Source organism: Lacticaseibacillus sp. YLM2-1 (assembly GCF_056583465.1).
Genome location: NZ_CM152617.1, coordinates 2847435 through 2868671, shown reverse-complemented (window position 1 = coordinate 2868671; position 21237 = coordinate 2847435). Strand labels below are relative to the sequence as shown.

21 protein-coding genes, 1 pseudogene and 1 riboswitch are annotated in these 21237 nt (G+C 47.1%); of the genes and pseudogenes, 11 read left to right on the top strand and 11 right to left on the bottom strand.

All coding sequences use genetic code 11. The features are described 5' to 3' along the window. Nucleotides 1-17: 17 nt before the first annotated feature. Nucleotides 18-341 carry a hypothetical protein gene (locus AC07KQ_RS13885; RefSeq protein ID WP_003568265.1) on the bottom strand — a complete coding sequence of 108 codons (324 nt, stop codon included), beginning with the start codon at nucleotides 339-341 and terminating at the stop codon, nucleotides 18-20. A 157-nt stretch (nucleotides 342-498) separates the two neighbouring features. Here AC07KQ_RS13885 and AC07KQ_RS13880 point away from each other — a divergent pair, with 157 nt between their 5' ends. The 4 genes from AC07KQ_RS13880 (at nucleotide 499) to AC07KQ_RS13865 (ending at nucleotide 3355) form a co-directional block, all read left to right on the top strand. Next, the gene (locus AC07KQ_RS13880; RefSeq protein WP_003568263.1) at nucleotides 499-837 is read left to right on the top strand and encodes an iron-sulfur cluster biosynthesis family protein; all 339 of its coding nucleotides are present in this window, start codon (nucleotides 499-501) and stop codon (nucleotides 835-837) included. A gap of 72 nt (nucleotides 838-909) precedes the next feature. Next, nucleotides 910-1620, top strand: a complete 711-nt coding sequence (locus AC07KQ_RS13875) for a DUF975 family protein (protein ID WP_013246148.1) — start codon at nucleotides 910-912, stop codon at nucleotides 1618-1620. A gap of 180 nt (nucleotides 1621-1800) precedes the next feature. Further along, nucleotides 1801-3075 (top strand): ABC transporter substrate-binding protein, encoded by a 1275-nt coding sequence (locus AC07KQ_RS13870; RefSeq protein WP_003568258.1) that lies wholly within the window; start codon nucleotides 1801-1803, stop codon nucleotides 3073-3075. A 25-nt stretch (nucleotides 3076-3100) separates the two neighbouring features. After that, complete coding sequence (locus tag AC07KQ_RS13865) at nucleotides 3101-3355, top strand: hypothetical protein (RefSeq protein ID WP_003568256.1); 255 nt, start codon at nucleotides 3101-3103, stop codon at nucleotides 3353-3355. A 22-nt stretch (nucleotides 3356-3377) separates the two neighbouring features. On the opposite strand, the pseudogene AC07KQ_RS13860 reads toward AC07KQ_RS13865, so the two are convergent. The 3 genes and pseudogenes from AC07KQ_RS13860 to AC07KQ_RS13850 form a co-directional block, all read right to left on the bottom strand. Then, a pseudogene (locus AC07KQ_RS13860) lies at nucleotides 3378-3576 on the bottom strand (hypothetical protein). A gap of 147 nt (nucleotides 3577-3723) precedes the next feature. Continuing rightward, nucleotides 3724-4470, bottom strand: coding sequence for an amino acid ABC transporter ATP-binding protein (locus tag AC07KQ_RS13855; protein WP_480156573.1), 747 nt, complete (start codon nucleotides 4468-4470; stop codon nucleotides 3724-3726). 3 nt (nucleotides 4471-4473) lie between these two features. Beyond that, complete coding sequence (locus AC07KQ_RS13850; protein WP_003568253.1) at nucleotides 4474-6081, bottom strand: ABC transporter permease subunit; 1608 nt, start codon at nucleotides 6079-6081, stop codon at nucleotides 4474-4476. 103 nt (nucleotides 6082-6184) lie between these two features. Then, a riboswitch (Lysine riboswitch) is annotated at nucleotides 6185-6357 on the bottom strand. Nucleotides 6358-6783: 426 nt separating this feature from the next. On the opposite strand from AC07KQ_RS13850, the gene AC07KQ_RS13845 reads away from it, so the two are divergent. Both AC07KQ_RS13845 and AC07KQ_RS13840 read left to right on the top strand, forming a co-directional pair. Then, the gene (locus tag AC07KQ_RS13845) at nucleotides 6784-7659 is read left to right on the top strand and encodes a helix-turn-helix domain-containing protein (protein WP_003568250.1); all 876 of its coding nucleotides are present in this window, start codon (nucleotides 6784-6786) and stop codon (nucleotides 7657-7659) included. Then, entirely contained in the window at nucleotides 7656-8504 is an 849-nt protein-coding gene (locus AC07KQ_RS13840; protein WP_003568248.1) for a helix-turn-helix domain-containing protein, read from the top strand. Before AC07KQ_RS13845 ends, AC07KQ_RS13840 begins: the two co-directional genes overlap by 4 nt. A 166-nt stretch (nucleotides 8505-8670) precedes the next feature. On the opposite strand, the gene AC07KQ_RS13835 is transcribed toward AC07KQ_RS13840, so the two are convergent. Continuing rightward, on the bottom strand, nucleotides 8671-9690 hold the full coding sequence (locus tag AC07KQ_RS13835; protein ID WP_003568246.1) for a helix-turn-helix domain-containing protein: 1020 nt from the start codon (nucleotides 9688-9690) through the stop codon (nucleotides 8671-8673). A gap of 357 nt (nucleotides 9691-10047) precedes the next feature. Here AC07KQ_RS13835 and AC07KQ_RS13830 point away from each other — a divergent pair, with 357 nt between their 5' ends. The 5 genes from AC07KQ_RS13830 to AC07KQ_RS13810 all read left to right on the top strand — a co-directional run bounded on the left by AC07KQ_RS13830 (nucleotide 10048) and on the right by AC07KQ_RS13810 (nucleotide 14927). Next, nucleotides 10048-11319 carry an MFS transporter gene (locus AC07KQ_RS13830; RefSeq protein WP_003568242.1) on the top strand — a complete coding sequence of 424 codons (1272 nt, stop codon included), beginning with the start codon at nucleotides 10048-10050 and terminating at the stop codon, nucleotides 11317-11319. 234 nt (nucleotides 11320-11553) lie between these two features. Further along, nucleotides 11554-12528: a mannose/fructose/sorbose PTS transporter subunit IIA gene (locus AC07KQ_RS13825; RefSeq protein WP_003568240.1), complete on the top strand. Its 975-nt coding sequence runs from the start codon at nucleotides 11554-11556 to the stop codon at nucleotides 12526-12528. 27 nt (nucleotides 12529-12555) lie between these two features. After that, nucleotides 12556-13371 carry a PTS mannose/fructose/sorbose transporter subunit IIC gene (locus AC07KQ_RS13820; protein WP_003568238.1) on the top strand — a complete coding sequence of 272 codons (816 nt, stop codon included), beginning with the start codon at nucleotides 12556-12558 and terminating at the stop codon, nucleotides 13369-13371. A gap of 17 nt (nucleotides 13372-13388) precedes the next feature. Beyond that, nucleotides 13389-14300, top strand: coding sequence for a PTS system mannose/fructose/sorbose family transporter subunit IID (locus AC07KQ_RS13815; protein ID WP_003568236.1), 912 nt, complete (start codon nucleotides 13389-13391; stop codon nucleotides 14298-14300). A 261-nt stretch (nucleotides 14301-14561) separates the two neighbouring features. Next, nucleotides 14562-14927: a DUF956 family protein gene (locus AC07KQ_RS13810; protein WP_003568234.1), complete on the top strand. Its 366-nt coding sequence runs from the start codon at nucleotides 14562-14564 to the stop codon at nucleotides 14925-14927. A 125-nt stretch (nucleotides 14928-15052) separates the two neighbouring features. Here the strand turns inward: AC07KQ_RS13810 and AC07KQ_RS13805 are convergent, their stop codons facing one another. From AC07KQ_RS13805 to AC07KQ_RS13780, 6 genes are all read right to left on the bottom strand, one after another. Continuing rightward, nucleotides 15053-15982, bottom strand: coding sequence for an aldo/keto reductase (locus tag AC07KQ_RS13805; protein ID WP_003568232.1), 930 nt, complete (start codon nucleotides 15980-15982; stop codon nucleotides 15053-15055). Nucleotides 15983-16042: 60 nt separating this feature from the next. Beyond that, nucleotides 16043-17236 (bottom strand): MFS transporter, encoded by a 1194-nt coding sequence (locus AC07KQ_RS13800; protein ID WP_003568230.1) that lies wholly within the window; start codon nucleotides 17234-17236, stop codon nucleotides 16043-16045. Nucleotides 17237-17513: 277 nt separating this feature from the next. Further along, complete coding sequence (locus AC07KQ_RS13795; RefSeq protein ID WP_003568228.1) at nucleotides 17514-18935, bottom strand: MFS transporter; 1422 nt, start codon at nucleotides 18933-18935, stop codon at nucleotides 17514-17516. A 260-nt stretch (nucleotides 18936-19195) separates the two neighbouring features. Next, nucleotides 19196-19819: a hydrolase gene (locus AC07KQ_RS13790; RefSeq protein WP_003568226.1), complete on the bottom strand. Its 624-nt coding sequence runs from the start codon at nucleotides 19817-19819 to the stop codon at nucleotides 19196-19198. Between the two features lie 432 nt (nucleotides 19820-20251). Beyond that, nucleotides 20252-20773, bottom strand: coding sequence for a kinase (locus AC07KQ_RS13785; RefSeq protein ID WP_003568223.1), 522 nt, complete (start codon nucleotides 20771-20773; stop codon nucleotides 20252-20254). Next, entirely contained in the window at nucleotides 20770-21234 is a 465-nt protein-coding gene (locus tag AC07KQ_RS13780) for an NUDIX hydrolase (RefSeq protein WP_003568221.1), read from the bottom strand. Before AC07KQ_RS13780 ends, AC07KQ_RS13785 begins: the two co-directional genes overlap by 4 nt. Nucleotides 21235-21237 lie beyond the last annotated feature (3 nt).

The following is a 21237-nucleotide window of genomic DNA, read 5'->3' as shown; positions in this document are numbered from 1 at the left end:
TGATAAAATAAACAAACCTAAACCATTGGTGCGTAAATCAACTCGATCAACTGCTTTTTCATCGCAATATTGACGCCGGTGATCGGCTGCTCAAGAATTTTTTGATATTCTTCAAGGACATCATAGGGCAGCGGGGTGAGCAGATTGAGGTCATCAATCACATCGCTGACCCGATCGGTTGTGCTAAGGTCAACGAAAATGTCAATTTTGTTCAAGCAGTCAGCCAATAAGTCGGTCATGCCGGCATCAGGCTTGCCGCTTTGATCAGTGATGACAACTTGCAGGTGATTGACTGGCTCATGATCGATTTGGATAAACTTTAAAGCCGAATAAATATTCATGGCACACCTCGTCCTAGCTGAATAAAATCACATCGGGTTAAATTCAGTTTAACCCAATTTTAGGCATTTGGTGAAATTTTTACAAGAGAGTTGTATCTTGATCGGTCGGGCGCCATAATATTGGTGACAAGGATTATTTTACTTTTGGGGGCAAAATATGGAGCTTAATGTATCTGCTGTGGCCGCCTCACGATTGGCGCCGATGTTACATGCTGATAAGGCGCTAATCCTTGATATTAATGACGGTATTGGTCCTTATTCACGGCCATCAAAAACATCAGGACAGGCGAAATTCAATTTATTGATTCTACCGCGTACCAATGTGCCCGATGTGTATGATGCACACCTTGATTCGCCGGTGGGGCCGGTATTGATCAAAAGTTATACGAGTGGGTTTTTTAAAGCAGAAACAGAATTAACAGTCAGCGGTGATCACTTTGCTATTGTTCCCGGTGAACCGCAACTTGATCCCAATGTCCGGTTGAAGTTTGTATAACTCAACCGTCTTTTTCTGTTATGATAACCCCAAGGATTGTGATGACTTGTCACAGTTAGAGGGGGAATATCTATGGATCGTACTTCTTTAAAAGATCAGGCCAAGGCTGAGCTGAATCCCAACTTTAGCTATTATTTACGGATTAGTTTACCGGCATTATTATTGACAGCCTTTGTGGCGCTGGTGCCATTCCCGCTTAATGAAAATATGCATCGAGCTGGTATCCGTGTCGTGGCTCATGGCAGCCGGCGGATGATGACAAATGGTTATTGGAACAACATCGCAATGTGGCAGACAGCAGTGACATTTATCGGTTTGCTGACAGCGCTGCTCATGATCGGTGTCAGCTTCGCCATGATTGACGGGTTGCGCGGTCGATCTGATCACCGGTTTAGCTGGACGCAGATGTTCAAAATTTTTGAACGCGGCGAATATTTTCTCGGCAGCTTGCTGATCGGTTTGCTGCAAGTCGTTTGGGTCAGCCTGTGGATGTTGTTATTGGTTATTCCCGGGATTGTCAAAGGATTGGCTTATTCACAAGCCCAGTTGATTTATCGTGATGCCATTGATGCTGGCCAGCCAATTGGCTATACCGAGGCTGTCACGCGCAGCCGTCAATTGATGTACGGCCATAAGTGGGAGTTCTTCGTTTTGCTCCTCAGTTTCCTAGGTTGGTGGTTGTTGGAAATGATCACGTTTGGCTTAGCGTCAATTTGGGTCATACCATATCGCACGATGACACTGGCTAATTTCTATCTAAAATTGACCGAAGAACAAGCCTGACATCATCCCATAGCTTCATGCTAAAAAAGAAGGCATACGCTTTCTTTTTTTTTGACTTTAGTTCCCCTTGATCCGGTAAGTATTGGTATACTATTCGTGGTTGACGACAACGCACTTATATCCGAATAGGGATAGGTCAAGTTGTCTCTGTTCACGACAAACCGCGATGATGGAGGGAAAATGATGAAGAGACGTTGGTTGCTTGGGTTTGCGACAGTGTTGATGGCAGTCCTGCTGGTTGCTTGCGGTAGCGGCAGTTCAGCGCAAAAGAGTACGAAGGGGCCAGTGACGATTACATTCTGGCACCGCATGACAGGAAATTATAACAAGGCGCTTGAAGGTTATATCAAGACGTTCAACAGCAGTCAAAAGCAGTACAAAGTTGTTGCTACTTCGCAAGGGTCTTATGATAACCTACAAAAAAAGTATCTGGCTTCAGCGAAGTCTCGCACGTTGCCAACCATTGGGCAGGTAACTGATACGATTATTCCTGAATACGTGCATGACGGGATGTTAGTTAACATTGACAGTCAGGTGAAGTCACAATTTTCCGCAAATGAGCTCAAAGCCATTTATCCGGGCATTGCGACAAACTTGAAGTATGAAGGTAAATATTACCAAATTCCATTTGCCACTGGGACACGATTGATGTTCTATAACAAGGATATTTTGGATAAGTACCATCTCAGCGTGCCCAAGACTTGGGAAGAACTGACTAAAATGAGTCAGCAGCTCAAAGACGACGGCATTACTGGGGTCGCATTCAACAAAAGTTATGATTTTGAATTTGAAACCTTGGCCTATGATGCTGGTAATCGCCTGATCACGCCGAAGTATCAGGCAAAAATTGACACACCGGCCAGCATCAAGGCTATGACCGCCATCACGACCATGTTAAAAGATAAGACGGCGGTCACTGCCGGCTTGGACAATTATTTTAACGTGCCATTTGTTCAAGGTAAAATTTTTGCCGGGTTTGGCTCTAGTGCGACAATTCAGCAAATTGCAGCAACAGCGCCGAAGTCCATGCACTGGGGAACCGCTGTGATGCCAAGCTTTGCTGGCAAGGCCAGTTCTGTACTGGGCAACAATGGGATTTCCGTTTTCAAAGGCGCTTCAGCTGATCAGATCAAAGGTGCGGTTACCTTCATGAAATTCCTGATGAGCACCAAGATTCAAACGCAATGGGCTAAGGCTAGCGGTTATGTGCCGGTTGTGAAGACCGCAACCCAGTCCAGCGCGTATCAAGCCTACTTGAAAGAGAATCCGACCTATCAGGCAGCAGTGGATGCTTATGACGATGCGTTCTCCTCAACGCCATTTATTGGTTACAATACGTACCGCAATAACTTGCTTGATGCTGTGGACCAAACCGTTTCAAAAAATGCTGAGCCCAAAACAGTACTGACGAATTTGCAGAAGCAAGCTGATACGATTTTGAAAGATAATAAGTAAGACTCATTAGAAAGCAGGTCACCGCATGACGACATTCAAACGCATTTTAAAACGAACGCTGATGTACACGTTGCTGGTTTTAGGACTGGCTATTCTCATGACATTTGGCTACGTCGGCTATCGGGATGTCACAGGCGGTAAGGGCTACTTGGCCATGCGTTATTTGATTTTGACACTAGAATCGGTCGTTGGCGGCTTTTTCCTGTTTCTTATTGTGGTGAGCTTGGATACGTGGAGTGAACACCGTAAGCAGAAGCGTGAGCAGCAGTCAAAAAAGTAAAATCGTTGTAAAAGGGACTTGGTTAAAAGTTCTTTGCCGTGCCAAACTCCGCAATCTCCGGCCAGCTGGGGTGGCGACGCGGAGCTAGAGCGGAGACGGCGCTTCGAGCCCGCAAAGCCCGCGGTCTCGAAGTCGCCTAACAACATCAGCGACAAAGCCCAGTGGCTGTGTTGTTTGCACGGCTGAGCCCCATCTGGCCTACGATTGCTTCGCCTTGGCACTACGGTCTTTAAAATCGCAGTAAAATAATCCACGAGAAACTAAAAAGGAACAATTTTTCCCACAACAATCGGAAAATTGTTCCTTTTTATTCGTTTGACTGAGAATTATGTCTCAAGCTCTTGTTGCCCAAGAATCGGGCCATAGGTTTAGATTCGGTTCAAGTACCGTTTCAAGAACTCTTTTGTTTCAGGTTGCTGTGGATCGCCGAAGATCTGATCCGGTGTGCCTGCTTCGGCAATAACGCCATTGTTCATGAAGAAGACCCGATCGGACACTTCGCGCGCGAAGGCCATTTCGTGGGTCACAATGATCATGGTTAAACCAGTATGTGCCAAAGCAGTCATCGTGTTTAAGACATCATCGACCATTTCCGGATCAAGTGCACTGGTTGGTTCGTCGAAGAGCAACACTTCTGGATCCATCGCCTCAGCCCGCGCGATGGCGACACGTTGTTCTTGACCGCCAGATAATTGGTCCGGTTTTGCAGCGATGAATGGATCCATCCCGACCTGCTTCAACAAGTCGAGGGCGTGCGCTTTAGCTGTGGCAGCGTCGCGCTTTAAAACCGTTTGTTGCGGAACCATCACATTTTGCAACACCGTCATGTTGTTGAACAGATTGAAACTCTGGAAGACCATCCCAACTTTGGCGCGATAAGTGCTTAGTTTCTCTTCATCGCTTAAAATACTTTTTCCGTGGAAAAGGATATCCCCGCCAGTTGGGGTTTCCAAAAGGTTGATATTTCGCAAAAGTGTTGATTTCCCAGAGCCGCTACGGCCAATGATCGAAACGACTTCACCGGCATTCACGTCCAGATTGATGTTGGTCAAAACTTCGTGATTGCCAAAGGCCTTTTTTAAATTTTTGACTTGGATTAAAGGTTCGTTTGCCATGGATTAGCCCTCCTTTGCCGTACGAGTTTTCGGGGTTTCGACCTGCATCTGGTTGGTCATGACGTTGTAATCTTTTGGCCCGTCGAGATGCTTTTCAATTAATCGGAATAGGCGACTGATTGTGAAGGTCATGATGAGATAGATGGCGCTGACAATCAGATAGGTGTGGAAGAATTGGAAGCTTTGTCCGGCAATTGTCTCACCACTGAAGAACAATTCGGAGACAGAGATAACGGACAGAACGGACGTATCCTTGATGTTGACAATAAATTCGTTGGTCACAGCTGGCAGTGAGTTGCGTACGGCTTGAGGCAAAATAACCTTCATCATGGTTTGCAGATGGGTCATTCCCAGAGCGTTGGCAGCCTCGAATTGACCTTCGTCAACCGAGATAATCCCACCACGGATAATTTCGGAAATATAGGCCCCAGTGTTGATCGAAACAATCAATAAGGCAGCGGTGGTCCGGTCCATGTTCAAATGCCAAGCTTGTGCGGCACCATAATATAGGACCGCGGCCTGAACAATCATTGGCGTGCCACGGAAAACTTCGATGTACAACGACAGCAGCCAGTTGATCACGGCGCGTAAGCCGCGCTGACCGAGTTTTTTCGGCTTAGGAGTTGTCCGGATAATCCCGACTAACAACCCGATGATAAAGCCGACGATTGTCCCAACAAGGGAAATCAGTAAGGTCATGCCTGTCCCGCGTAACAGCATTGGACCATATTGCTTCATAATCGCGATGAACCAGTTGCCATTGCTCTCAGTTGATGGCTGGTTATCGACAGCTTCATTCATCAGCTGTGCTCGTTCTTTACTTGAAATTGTGGCAAGTAGTTCATTGATCTTTGCTTTATTCGGATCATTCTTGCGCAAGCCAATCGCCAGATTCGTGTCACTGGCATCGGTTTTAAAACCCTGACCTTTTGCAAAATGGATATACATCAAGTTAGGATTAGCACGTTCTGCCGTGATCCCTTCAGGCACTTCGGAAACGTAACCATCAATGGTTCCGGATTCCAAGGCCACACGCATAGCTGGAAAATCGTTCATAGCCGGTTCCTTGACGACACCCTTGATTTGATTGATCGCCTGATAATGATAGGTGCTGAGCTGGGCGGTGATTTTAGCACCCTTAAAATCCGCAATGCTCTTGGCTTTGGCATACTTGCTGTCTTTGCGAACAACCATCGTCAAGTTGGAGATGTAGTAGGGATTACTGAAATCGATGGTCTTGCGACGATCAGGTGTCGGTGACATGCCGGCGATGATGGCATCGATTTTGCCTGAAGTCAGAGCTGGTGGCAATCCGTCCCAAGATGTTTTGACGACGACTACCTTTTTGTGTAAGGCTTTGGCAACCTTCCGTGCAATCTGCACATCGTAGCCGTTAGCGTATTCCTGACTACCTTGAATCTTGACGGCGTTGTTAGCGCTGGTGGTTTGCGTCCAGTTGAATGGCGCATAGCCAGCCTCCATGCCGACTTTAAACGTGCCGCTATCACTAGCAGCATTGACCGGGGTGGCAGCAAAACTGCCTAGTAAGAGGCTCAAGGCGAACCCCAGCACGCCTAAACGTGCAACCCAATGCTTTTTCATAACTGACATTTCTCCCTTCTTGTAGTGGGAAATAGAGCTGGAAACAAAAAATCGACCTTATTGTGTTGTGATACCGCAATAAAGGTCGATTCCATCGATTTTAGTCATAAACCAGAATCATAGCGCCCCGAAGCGAGTGCTTCGACAGTCCATGGGTTATGCACCCATGGCCCAATGCGCACGATCCGAATATCGTGCAACATTTCGGCGGTGGCACTTACAACTGGTTCAACATGATACGGCACTCCCCAGTTTTCGTTGCCCACCGCAACCTCTATTTCTTGGTGGTGTATTTAAATGTCAAAATTGAGTTTAGCGGAGTCAGGGATGGATGTCAATTTATAATGGCAGAGCGTGAGCAAGTGCAGTTTCTACGTCTGCTCACACGTTTTAGATGGCACAGTAGAAGGATTCGCTCTTCTGATGCTTGTTGGGCACGCTTCGATAGTCTGAGCTGGTTTTGTGAAAATTCGGAGTAGCGACCGCCAAGGCTAAGGCGCTGGCATGGCCGCGTCCATTGAATTTTCGCTACTGCCTGATGTCTATCAGAAAAATGCGTAAAAAATTCTTGGGACTAGCACCCATGTTTAGGCAGCGTTTAAAAACAAAAATATTCAAATTTGAGGTGCAATAAGTAGTAAGATATTTTGAAAAAATGGCAAAACGTGTTAAGTTTGTCTAATAAAGTTCTCATAAAAGGGTCGGGTGCTGATGCCAGAAGAACATGTCAAAATCGGGGCATATTTGCGGGCTTTACGTCTCGAGGAAAATGATTCATTAGAAGAAATTGCAGCTGGGATTACGACAGCTGCAACTTTGTCGCGGTTTGAACGTGGGGAGACGCAACTGAGTGCGGCAGTTGTTTTAAAATTATTAACACGGTTTGATCAAGACGTTGAATCCATCCAACAAGGATACCGCGCCTTGAATCAGGATAACTTTTTCCAGCAGGTGAACCGGGCGACTGTTGCTGGGAAACCGGCGCTACTGGCATTGGCTAAGCGACAGTATCGGTTATGGCGGGAAACGGGGCTTATTTTTTACCGACTTAATCAGATTAACATCATGGCGCACAACGGGTTCAGTGACCCGAGTTTTCAAACAACACCAGCCATGAAGACTGACGTTATGCGTTACTTAAAACGAATTAAGCACTGGGGACTTTATGAGCTGGATCTTTTTGCGGCGACGTTGGTGCTTTTCGACAGTAAACAGTTGGTTAGTTTAGTGGCAGGGATGTTACTGGATATGCCAAAAACCGAGAGTCACCGGACGCGCGATCAATATTTGTGGGCGATTCTCACGAATAGCATTGCGTTACTGATCCATCGGCGTGAGTTTAGTGAAGCAGTTCGCTTGCTAACCATTGCGACCAGTATGCCAGTGCCGCCGGATGATCTCTATTCCCGATTGATGCTTCGGTATCAGCAGCAATTATTGGTGTACCATCGCGGTAAGCATCGAGCAGCAACGGCAGCGGTTGAGCAACTGTTAGCCAGTTTGCGGTTATTAGAGTCACCATTTTTTGCTCAATTGTTAACAACTAGTTGGCAGCGGTTTCTTAAGGAGGAGGGGGCTGCGAGATGACGATTGGTAGACAATTTAAGTTATTACGTAGGGAACGAGGACTGACTTTAAAAATGGCAGCGCATGGCATTTTATCGGTGTCAAGTTTGTCAAAGTTTGAAAATGGTACCTCGCAGTTAGCTGCTGATCGTTTCTTTTTGTTGTTGGATCAGTTGAATTTAGATTGGGATGTGTTTGCAAAACCTCGTTCTAGGGATAAGCAACCTTTTTTACAACGTTATTTGGCGGCTGCGCGTCACGCTGACGTTCAGGAATTGGCCAGCATTTTACGTCAATTGCCACTCGCCAATGTTAATCAACGCCTGTTGTTACATTTGACCTTACATAATGACGCGCCGGAACGCTTTTCAATTTTGCCGCATGAGCAATCACAAGCGCAGTCATTGCTGATGACGACGGCTGACTGGTCGTTACTATTACGACTGATTGCCGTCCAATTGGCTAAAATTATTGGCCTGGATGAGCTGAGTCAACTGATAGCTGCTTTTTCAAATCAGATACAACGTCCTAACACGCCGCAGGATCATTTTAATCTTGCTAACCGCACGTTTCTAGCGGCTGTGCTTCGCTATGTGGCAGCGGGTAAATTGACTGAGGCACGAAATGCTCTGAATCTTATCGGGCAAGCAACTGTTGGTGATCTAGGCATTGAGTTTCAGATTGCTTGTGTGAAACGATTACTTATGATTTATTCATCCGACAAAGTGGTGGCGTTACAAGGACGGCAAGAGTTTTTGCAATTAAAAAAAATGCTGGCGCAATTGGGGGCACCAGCATGGACGGCGACGTGGCTTCCTGCAATTGAACGGCTTGCAGCAGCAAAAGGGTGTAGCCAAGAAGCTTAAAGATCCGCGCCAGCAATCATGCAGTCAAAAATCGGTACTGAGAAAAGACACTTTCCAGTACCGATTTTTGACGCCATTAGGACGCCATTAGTGAGAAGATTGCCAGAAGCGTGTCTTGCAAATGCTCAAAAGTTCCACGTGAAACTTCAACTGCCGATAATTAAGTTTAAAGGAAGAAAGCACTTTTTTCCGGATTGTTGACATTTTGATGAATAAATTCTAATGAATAACGCAACTGTTGTTCTTGTTTAGGCTGGTCAAGGATGTGTGCCAAGCTAATAGCCTGATGGCACAACTCCCAGCCAATTTCAGGCTGATCGGCAATGACGTGATACCAACCGCGTAAAAAAAGTAACATAGCGGCGTTGGTCAAATCGTCACTGTCATGCAATAAAGTCTTGGCAGTATCGAGCGTTTTTTTCGCATCGGTGAGCTGCCGATCATTAATAAAAACGGAGAAGGCCGCAAAAAGTGTCCTGATTCGGATATTGCGAATTTGGTTAAAAGCACGATACTTTTCCGAGCGTTTGATGGCAAGTGGCAGTAGGTTTTGAATCGTGGCTGTCGGTAGGGCGACCATAAGATGGCGAAACCAATAGAGTTCAAAGTAGTTCCATGTTTCGACCGAATAAAGATAACTCACGACTGGCTTTGCCAAAGCCTGAAGTTGGGCCATAGCGTCAGCGACACTTTTGAATGGAGATGGTTGGTTTAATTGGTTAACCCGATCAATCATGGTTAGCCGAAAAAGTTGAATGCTGATCAGCTCGAAGCGGGTTTGGCGGTTGTGGTCTTGGGCATAACGAGCTTGCCATTCCTGCTCCTTTTTGAGGAAATAAGCATAGTCTGCTGGTGTCGGTTCCTGAGTTGAAAAGCGATTCTGATAGTCAAGCACTTCGACAAAGGCGCGATGCGTTAAGGTGTTGTACACAAAATTAGGATCATTCGATGTCGGCACAACGCCGGATTGAAGATCACGGATAAAAACAAATTCTTCGACAGAGATATTAATGCGAGACAGCAAATGGGTTAAACGCGAAAAGCTGATATTAGACTTGCCTTGCTCAAATTTACTGATAAAAGCAATCGAATTATGGTCGTCTGCCACTTGCGCTAAGGTTAGCTGATGATTATGTCGCAACTGCCGAAAAACCGCACCATTTGTGGCCTTTATTTTTTCTACCATAGTGGAATTTCACCTCAATCCGATTTTACCCTGCGTACACTCTAGATACAAATAAGCAGAGCGTGAACTGGCGCGTTTAGAAACCGGAGCATAAGCGGGCGCAACCTTAAATGGCGGGGGTTTGGCCATTTAAGGTTGCGGTCCTTATGAGCAGGTTTCTGCGGCAGTAAACGCGTTTTGAAAACTCATAGGCGTGTTTAGAAACCGGAGCATAAGCGGGCGCAACCTTAAATGGCAGGGTTTTGGCCATTTTTAAGGTTGCGGTCCTTATGAGCAGGTTTCTGCGGCAGTGAACGCGTTTTGAAAACTCATAGGCGTGTTTAGAAACCAGTAAGCACCTTGAGGAGGAAGATTGAGATGCATGAATATCTTACCAATCGCGGGTATCGTGCGATTTTAAATGCCAGTTTGTTAAGTGGGATTGGTGATAGCCTCTATAATATTGTGTTCATCATTTATGCCGCAACTATGCCATTCAAAAGTCTGGCGGTGACGTTAGCCGCCATGGCAACCAGCGTGCCGACCATGCTGTCGCTTTTAACTGGGAGTCTGGCAGATCGGACACATGCTAAAACTCGGCACATGGTGGCAACCCGTTTGGGACAAATGTTGTTGTTCCTAAGTTTAGCGGTCATGATTTTACTACCGGCCAGTTTTCCGCTATTTCTATCATTACTTTTAATCAATATTGTTTCCGATTCGTTAGGTCAGTACGGCAATGGTTTGACGCTGCCGCTCCTGCATCGCTTGATTCCCGCAAAAGAGCTTAACACTGCCTTAAGTTTCCAAAGTGCAACGAGTTCAACCGTGCAACTGGTTTTTCAAGGGCTTGGAGCCAGCTTGATCGTGTTATTGAATCACAATTACGCACTTTTTGGCTTGCTCAATGCGTTGACCTTCTTACTAGCCGCTGTGACGCTTGTCTTCCGAAAAAAGCAATTGAAGCAAGCAGAACCGCCAGTGACAACGGGCAAGTCACAGCCAGTTATCGGTAACATCCGGGCAGTTCTTAAGTTTCTTACTGGCAATCAATTCCTATTCGCGGTTATTCTCTTCGCGATGTTAGTCAATACGCTTGGCTCATCCGTTGACGGGTTGATGAATATCACGCTTGTGCAGGAGCCAGACCTATGGCTGCGCGACTTTGGAACCACCGTTGCAATCATCAATGTTGTGTTTTCTGTCGGCCTTATCTTTGGAGCTTTATTTGCCAAGGATGGTTTGCAGCGTTTGAGCACGTTCAAATTGCTAAGTCTGCTGATGGCGGCCATAGTGGGTTTAAGCAGCAGCTTTTTCCTGCTCCATTCGATCGTGGCGGCACTGGGGTTCAGCTTTATGACAGCATATCTGATGGGCAAAATCAATCCACGTTTAGCCACCGTGATGATGCGGCAAGTGCCTGAACAGCAGATGGGTACGACAGCAGGGGTGGTCAACTTGGCAGCATTGATCGGCATGCCAGTAGGACAAGTGATTTTCTTCACGATTGCGAACCTTGCTAGTGCTCATGTTAGTTGGATCGTTATGGCAGGGTTGGCGACAGGATTATTTTTGGTTTTGATTTGGATGAGCACTAAAATTTTGGACCCAGTCTTTACCGATTCCGATCAATATTCGCAAAAGGCTTAATCCAACATAGGCAAAATTGGTACTTACCAATAGACCAATTCAGCGAAATCGCTTTTCAGAAGTGCATAGAGAATGTATGCGCTTCTTTTTATGCACCCTTTTCAAGTGAAAATGCTTGCATAGCTGTGCGAAGGACGTCATACTATTCTATTGGGAAGCCTTGTTTTTTAGATTATTTTCGTTTATTGCAGATATTATTTTCAAGGCAACCACAAATTTTTAGGAGGCGTAAAAATGGTCGGAATTATTCTTGCTAGTCACGGCCAATTCGCTGCTGGCATCAAGCAATCCGGTCAAATGATCTTCGGTGAGCAAGAAAAAGTCGAAGCTGTGACCTTCATGCCCGATGAAGGTCCAGATGACTTACACAAGCACCTCGAAGATGCGATCGCTAAGTTCGACCCAGACGATGAAGTGCTTTTCTTGATCGACTTATGGGGCGGCTCACCATTTAACCAAGCGAACTCGATTTATGAGGCGCATAAGGATAAATGGGCAATCGTGACCGGACTGAATTTACCGATGCTGATTGAAGCGTATGGTTCACGACTTTCGATGGATTCTGCACAGGATATTGCAGCACATCTGCTCGATGCTGGACGTGAAGGTATCAAGATCAAGCCAGAATCACTGGACAAAGTGACGAAGCCAGCTGCCCAAGCAGCACCAACTACTTCGAATGCTGGTCAGCCAGGCTCACTTGAGTATGTTCTGGCGCGGGTTGATTCTCGGTTGCTACATGGTCAGGTTGCCACAACCTGGACCAAGACAACCAACCCGACACGCATCATTGTTGTCTCTGATTCAGTTGCTAAAGACGACTTGCGAAAGAATCTGATTAAGGAAGCTGCACCAGCGGGCGTTAAGGCGCATGTTATTCCTATCGATCAGATGATTAAGATCGCTAAAGACGATAAGCATTTCGGCGGGCAACGTGCATTGCTATTATTTGAAACACCTGAGGATGCACTTCGAGCAATCGAAGGCGGCGTTCCACTCAAGGAACTTAACATTGGTTCCATGTCCCATTCAGTTGGTAAGGTTCAGCCGAACAAGGTGTTGGCCTTTGATCAAAAAGATATCGACACTTTCCATCAATTGGAAAAAGACGGTGTCAAATTTGATGTTCGCAAGGTGCCTGCAGACCATGCCGAGAACATGGATGCAATTTTGAAGAAAGCCCAAGACGAACTGAATGCACAGAAGTAATTTTTTTGAAACGGAGGAAGAAGACTTATGACTTTAAACTTTATTCAAGTCATTCTGGTCCTCATCGTGTCATTCCTTGCTGGTATGGAAGGTATTTTGGATGAATTTCATTTCCATCAGCCAGTTATCGCGTGCACGTTGATCGGACTTGTGACCGGCAATTTGGCACCTTGCTTGATTCTAGGCGGCCAATTGGAAATGATTGCCTTAGGTTGGGCCAACATTGGCGCTGCTGTCGCACCTGATGCCGCTTTGGCATCTGTTGCATCTGCTATTATTCTGGTTCTTGGCGGTCAGGGCACAAAAGGTATCAGTTCAGCGATCGCGATTGCGGTTCCACTGGCTGTTGCCGGTTTGTTGCTGACCACTTTGGTACGTACCTTGGCAACCGCGATTGTTCACTTTATGGATGCAGCTGCTGAAGAAGGCAGTTTCCGGAAGATTGATATGTGGCAATGGATTGCGATCTGCATGCAAGGCCTGCGTATTGCCATTCCAGCTGGCTTGATTCTAGCCGTTGGTGCTGGTCCTGTTCGGGCATTGCTTGAAAGAATGCCTGACTGGTTGACCGCTGGCCTTGGCATTGGCGGGGGCATGGTTGTTGCCGTTGGGTATGCCATGGTTATTAACATGATGGCGACCCGTGAAGTATGGCCATTCTTTGCGCTTGGTTTTGTTTTGGCAACAGTTAAAGAGATTACCCTGATCGGCCTTGGTGCCATCGGGATCTCTCTGGCGTTGATTTACTTGGCTCTGTCCAAAATGGGCGGCGGCTCAAGCAAAGGCGGCAGCTCGAATAGTGGTGCTGGTGATCCTGTCGGCGACATCATTGACAACTACTAAGAAGGAGGTTGACAAACATGGCTGAAGAAGTTCATTTAACTAAAAGCGACCGAATCAAGGTTTGGTGGCGGTCAACCTTCATTCAAGGTTCTTGGAACTACGAACGTATGCAGAACGGTGGCTGGGCTTACACCCTGATTCCGGCACTGAAACGTTTGTATCATACCAAGGAAGACCGTTCCGCTGCTTTGAAACGGCATCTAGAATTCTTTAACACGCATCCATATCTGGCATCACCAATTATTGGTGTTACTATGGCACTGGAAGAAGAACGTGCCAATGGGGCGCCAATTGATGACAAGGCGATTCAGGGTGTCAAAGTTGGGATGATGGGTCCGCTGGCTGGTGTCGGCGATCCAGTGTTCTGGTTCACGGTTAAGCCAATTATTGGTGCTTTAGCTGCATCATTGGCAATGGCTGGTAACATCATGGGACCAATCTTGTACTTCGTGCTTTGGAATGCAATTCGTATGGCTTTCCTGTGGTACACGCAGGAATTTGGCTACAAAGCTGGGAGCAAGATTACCGAAGACCTTTCCGGTGGTCTGTTGCAAGAAGTTACGAAGGGTGCCACGATTCTTGGGATGTTTATCTTAGGGTCGCTGGTTAACCGTTGGGTTTCTGTCAAATTCACACCAGTCGTATCAGACGTACCTAACCAAAAGGGTGCTTACATCGACTGGAGTTCACTACCAAGTGGATCCAAGGGTATTCAGAAGGCTTTGGAATTACAATCTCAAGGTCTGTCACTGACCAAGAATAAGGTCTTAACGTTGCAAGATAACTTGGATAGCTTGATTCCTGGTTTGATGGGCTTACTGCTGACCTTGTTCTGCATGTGGTTACTGAAGAAGAAGGTTTCTCCAATTGTGATTATCCTTGGCCTGTTCGTTGTCGGGGTTGTCTTCCACGTTATCGGCTTGATGTAATATCAACCGTTAAAACGAACAAAGAATCACGGAAGCTCAGGCGCAAAGTCTGGGCTTTTGTTTTATAATGGAGAGCGTGAACAGGAGCGGTTAGAAATCGTAGTGTAAGTGGCCTCAGACATAAATGGCTGGGGTTTTGGCCATTTATGTCTGAGGTCCTTACACGCAGGTTTCTGGGCCTGTGAGCGCGTTTGGAGAACAGACCGAGTCGTCTCCATCAGTAAAAAAACGTTCAAGATGAGTTTAAAAGGATGGCGGAAAATGGTTCAATCGATCAACACGAAGTCCGAATTAGTGGTCGAAGGCACGGCCTTCATGGGGATGCCGACATATGGCAAGATCATGATCGGCGATAAGGGGTTTGAATTTTTCAACGAAAAAAACGTGCGCGATTTCTATCAGATCCCGTGGAATGAGATTGATTTGGTCATTGCGTCGGTGATCTTCAAAGGCAAATGGATCCCACGGTTTGCAATCAAAACGAAGAAAAATGGGACATATACGTTCGCGGCAAGAGATCCGAAACGCGTTTTGCGCGCCATCAGAAATCATTTCCCGGCAGATAAAATTGTACAATCACTGACGTTTTGGCAGGTTATCAAACGGGCATTTAGACGCAAAAAGTGAGTGATGCCTGCTCACCATCCGTTTTTCGATAATAAAAAGAAGCAGCTCGTTTCCGCATGTGTGACATGCTGGAAGCGGGCTGCTTTTTGGATTGTGCGAAGTCTGTAGCCTAGAACAATGCGCGATTATTCAGTACGGAATTTTTTGAACAACTCGTCAATAGATGCATATTCAGCATCGCGTAAATTGACGTCTAAAGCTTTAGCATTGCTTGTAGCTTGTTCAGGTAGGCGGGCACCGGGAATCACAACCGCAATGGCCGGATTCTTCATGTACCAAGCCAAGAAAACCTGAGCCAAGGTTGCCTGATGGGCATCAGCGATGCCATCGACTTCTCGCAAAGCGGCAAGAATGGTCTTGAACTGATCTGCCGAGAAACGTCGACTAAACTTGTCAGCATCATCAAGGCCATACTTACCAGTTAACAAGCCGGATGCGAGTGGAAAGTATGGGACGAAACTGATCTGGTGTTCATTCAAATACGGGAACAGGTTTTGCTCAGCATCGCGATGTACCAAACTGTAATTGTCTTCAACGACATCAACCTGATTGTCTTGGTTGGCCTCTTTGATTTGGTCTAATGAGAAGTTAGAAACGCCGATCGCCCGAACCTTGCCGGCCTTGCGCGCATTGGCAATGGCATTGACCGCCTCCGCTTTGTCAGTTTTGTCATCAGGAAAATGAATATAGAAAATATCAAGGTAATCGGTTTTAAGGCGTAACAAAGCATCATCAATTGCCTGCGTTAAAAATTTGGGATCGTTATTTGGTTTGAGATCATTGTGCGGATCCTGTGCTGCCTTGGTTGCCAGAATAATTTTGCTGCGATCATAGCCTTGTGTGGCTTCACCGATTAATTTTTCCGACTGTCCTAAACCATACATATAAGCGGTATCGAGCATGTCAATGCCGTGGTCAAGCGCGGCTTTCACGACGGCGATGCCATCTTCGTCATGCAGATTAGGGAACAAGTTGTGGCCGCCGACTTTATTGGTGCCTAAACCTAGTTTCCCGGTTGTGACCGTACTTTTACCAATTGTCGTTGTCATTGCCATTTTGTGACCTCCTTAGCCATTCATGCTTAGTGTAAAAAAAGTAATAGAAACTTGCAAGCGCTATCTATTCACCTTTGATGGAAAAATCCGATGGTTCGCATTGATGATCAGCCCTGCCACAAACATCAGCAGCGTTAGCCCGACTGTCAGCCACAACAATAAATCCCACGAACCTGTAGCCGTTTGGATGAAGCCGTATAATACTGGACCAACCGCCGCAAATAAGTAGCCGACACTTTGAGCAAAGCCAGAGAGACTAGCTGTTTCATAAGCATCGGCGGTTTTCTTCTGGAAAAAGACAATGCAGATGGCAAAAGCGGCCCCAGAAGCAACGCCCATGAGCAGCGCGTAGACAACGTTTAAGCCAAAGTTCGCCCCAGGGATAAGAATACCCAAAGCACCTAGTACAAAGCCTAGCATGATGCCCCAGACACTATATAAGAGGCCATGGCGCTTCTCAGCAATGAATGGGATGGATAATGTTGCCGGCATCCCGCTCAGCTGAAAAATGGTAGCCAGATTACCCGCCGCGATTTGGGAGAAACCGGCCGCTTGCCAAAGACTTGGCAGCCAAGTCAGCAAAGAATAGTAGAGAAAACTTTGCAGGCCGAAGAATAAAGCGATCCACCACGCTAGCATGGATCGCGAAACGGCGATATTTTTGCGTTGGACGCCTTGCCGGGCTGCTTTCTTTGGTAGTGTGCGGAAGGCCAACGCCCAGACGAGTAATCCAAAGACGCCGACTAACGAAAAAGCTGCCAGCGTGATCTGCATGTTGAATTGCTGATTTAGCAATCCTGCGAGTCCAGTACCGAGGGACGCAATAAGTCCCATCGTCACGGTATAAAGACTGGTTTTAGCACCGATAGCGTGGGGAAATTGGTCCTTGATGATTGCCGGTAAAAGGACATTACCGCCAGAAATACCAAATCCGATGAGCAAAGTACCAGCAATTAAAGCTGTCAAGCTGGGAATGATTCGCAGCAGGCTACCAGCCAACAAGATAACCAGCGCTACCAGCAAGCTCCACTCATTACCACGACGATTACCCATTTTGGCGATTAACGGTGAGGCCAGCGCGAACATGAGCAATGGAATGGTTGTCAGCATACCTGCCATGGATGCAGGCAGGCCGAGTGTTTGCTTAATTGTCGGCAGCAACGGTGGGATCATCGTGATGGGCAGCCGCAGATTGGCACCGACCAGCATGATGCCCCAAGTCAACCAGGCTGTCGAGGTGTGGTTCTTTTTCATGGCTGTTTTCCTCCGTCATTAGAATACGCCCACAGTCGCAGCAACCTACATGTAAGCATGCCAGTCATAAATAGTCAAAACTCGGCCATTCAGGTTATGCTTCCTAAGCACGTCTGCTGACGCTGTGCAAGCGGACACAATACTTTTATGCTAGCACTTTTTGAGCCGAAGGGGAAAGTGGGCTTGTTACACGAACGTTGATTTACCGGCGAAACAATCGTCTGCTTTCATTGGAAGATGAGGTGTTCTGACGGATGAACTGTCATGAAAACTGACACTAGTTTTTTTCGTGTGCCTGCCACGGTTTGATTGTCAGGCCGATGGCGATGGCTCCGAGGATAGCGAGCACAGCCGCGACAATCATGGCAACTTGTAAACCGCTGATAAAGAATTCGGGATGTGCTGTTGGATAGTTCGTTACGCGGCTGCCAGCAAGTTGACTCATCGTGCCAAAGAGCACTGTTGTCGCAACCGCCGTGCCGCTGACCATACCAAGATTGCGTGCGAGCGCATTGAAACTGCCAGCGATGCCAAGCTGATTTTTCGGAACAACTGACATGACAACATCGCCAATTGGGGATTGAAAAAGACCGCTGCCGATGCCGACAAGGAGTGTACTGATGATGTAAATGGTCAACGGTGCGTTTAATTTCAACGTGGCACCGATAAGACTGCCGACAGCGATAAAAATGCTGCCGAGCAAAGCAACTGCTGGGACGTTCCATTTATCGGCCAGCCAACCGCCAAACGGGGCGAAGAAGACCATCATCAGTGGATAAAGTGATAATAGCGTGCCAGCCGTACCTGGTGTCAGGCCACGAGCATCTTCAAGGTAGAACGGCATCAGCACTGTGCTGAAAAACTGCACCATAAAGATGAAGAAGACAGTGACCACACCGAGTGTGAAAATACGGACACGGAAAATACGCAAAGGAAGCAATGGTGTTTGTTGCCGTTGCTCAAAGACGATAAAAGCGATGAGAGCAACGACTGCCAATGCAAGGGTGCTGAGGACAACTGGATCGTCAAAACCGCTTTGCTGAGCAAGATTCAGTCCCCAAAAACCGCTTGCAATCGCTGTTGCCTGCAAAATCATCCCCCAACCATCGTACGTACCGCGTTGTGGGATGCCATTGTTCATGGACCACAAGGAGACACCCAGTGCGATTAAACCAATAGGAACGTTGATGAGAAAAATCATTGGCCAACTGAAATGGGCCAAAATCAAACCGCCTAGACTTGGACCAGCGACACCACCCAATGCGACGAAGGTACTCACAACCCCCATTGCCCGGCCACGTTCAGCAAGTGCGAAAGTCGAGGTGACGATCCCGTACGTATTCGCCAAAGTCATCGCCCCGCCAAGTGCCTGGATCATCCGGGCTAACATCAAAAAATTAAAGCCGAGATTAATCCCAGCCATCAAGGAGCCTAAGACAAATGTACCGGTGCCCCATTTAAAAATCCGCTGCTTACCGATGCGGTCGCCAAGTTTACCAAAGGGCAATAGCAGCGCACTTAAAACGATTAAATACAGCGAGACGGTCCATTCCATCTGACTGGCGGGGACTTTGAGATCCTTGGCCATAATTGGCACGGCAATATTCACAATTGAACCGTCGAGATTGGTCATGAAGGCAAAAAAGCCCAGCGCGACCAGTAGCCACCAACGTTTTGGTGCCGTTTCAGAACGTTGCATGTTGAATCCCCCTAACCATAACGCGTTTGCCAGAGCAGTCACCTGCGTGTAAGGACCTCAGTCGCAATGGCCAAAGACCGGCCATTACGCCAGAGGCCGCTTACGCTCCGGTGACTAACCGCTCTGGCTCACGCTCACCAATAAAATAAGGTACCTGTTCATGGCATCATGCGATGTCATCGGCAGGTACACATCATAAGCGATAAGAAACGAAACGGGGCTGCTTTAATCAGCCCCGTTCATGTCATATTGTTAAAAAGCTAGTCGCCTAAATTGATAAAGTCGCCTGCACCTAGCAGCAGTTTAACAAAATCCGGTACAGTGTCGGTTCGGTTCCAGTCGCGCTGCCATTCGCAAGCCAGTTGGGCATTTGTGGTCAATTGTGCACCTGCTTGTTCAACGCGGCGTAAAGCAGTTTCATGAGCAATTTGTGAGGTGCCGCCAACAGCATCCACGACAGGATAAACATGATAGCCTTCAGCCAAAGCATCAATTGTTGGGAAGGTTAGGCAGGCTTCTGTCCATAAGGCCGCGATAACCAAGTTCTTACGGCCAGTTGCCTTGACTGCTTCGACAAACTCTTTATCTTGCCAAGCATTAATCGAAGAGCGATCAATACTTGGTATATCGCCGAGGGCTTTTTTTAAATCGGGGATGGTGTCTTTATTGCGTCCGCTTTTAACGTTAACAGTAGAGAGAATAATTGGCACATTGTACGTTTTAGCCAACTTGGCCGTCATCACAACATTTTGGATCAAAGCGTGATGGTTCATGGAACCGATGGATTCAATTTGTGTCGGTTGGTAGTCAATCAGAATCAAAGCAGAATTTTCCGGGGTGAGCAGCCGGTCAGTAACCGGGTCACGGCGTGGATAACTTGTCATCAAAAATCACTCCTTTTAGTGAGCGTGAGTCAGCACGGTTAGCAACCGGAGTGTAAGTGGGCCTGTTCGTGATGGTCGTACTTTGACCATTGCGAGCAGGGTCCTTACATGCAAGCTGCTGTGCTGACGAGCGCGTTATGAACCGAGCGTGAGCAGGAGCGCTTAAAAGCCGGAGCATAAGTGGGCTTGAACCAGAATGGCTCGAACTTGGCCATTCTGGTTCAAGGTCCGTATGTGCAGGCTTCTGCGACTGCGAGCGCGTTATAGCCATTACTAATAATGAACTAACCTTTACGAACCCATTCTAGTCCGAAACCCATGAAAACAATAATATTTTGCCCGATTATGCCAATGCTGATTTTGCCCGCCATTAAGGACAAGAAGACGCTATCAAATCAGTTTGGAAAAGAGCCCGCGAGTTGCTGTCTTTTGTCAGTGAATGGGTTTAACAGATTCTGTATTGTTCAATCCAGCCAGATCGGTCAAGATGTGGTTGACGACCATGGTTTGCGACCAATCGGCAGAAATGAGCTGCTCAGTCGGCACATTTAAACGATCATGGGGCAAATACCAGTCACGCATGACGTCGGCTCCGAATTCCTTGGCTTTTGCGCGATGGGCATGGCGGCGCAAAGTCTCATCAAACGAGAGGTCATAGTAGTAAACCAGACTTTGATCAGCTTCTGCAATGAGTGTTTTCAACATGTCGCCATAGCGTGCTGCCGACAGAATCCCCTCAAGGATGACAGTTCGCTGATGCTGCAATCCAAAGCGAGCAATCGTCTCAATTAGTTCAATTGTGGGATTGCCAGGTTTGTCTTTTTCGGCGAGCATGTCACGGCGCACGACGTCTTGAGATACTAGCAGCGTATTGGCCAGTTGGGTACGCAAGGCGGTTGCAGTGGTGGTTTTACCACTGCCTGAATTGCCACGCAGAATGATCAATCGATTCAATCAAAATACCCCGTTTCATTTGCGATAAAGTGCGCCAAGACTTCCCGATGTTGTTGATTAAACAGGTCAGGAGCGGCTGCTGGATCCCAAAATTTTAAGGCTTCAGTCTCACTGTTGTCACTATTTAACACACCGCTTAATTGTTTCACAAGAAACACCGGGCACAACCATTGGGCAACATCGCCATTTGGATAGGTGAGGGTGAGATTGCCATTAACGCCAAGCAACCGGACAACTTCAACCTCCAGATTGGTTTCTTCTTTGAATTCACGCACCATCGTCTGGGCAGGGGTTTCGCCGTATTCGATCGTCCCGCTAATCAAGCCCCATTCACCGGTAAAATCGCTGCGTTGTTGGAGTAGAACGCGCCCAGCCTGATCGGTCAGGATGCCAATCACGCCAGCCATAATCAAGGGCGCATGACCAACCTTTGTCCGGATATCTTTAATATAATCTGCCACTAT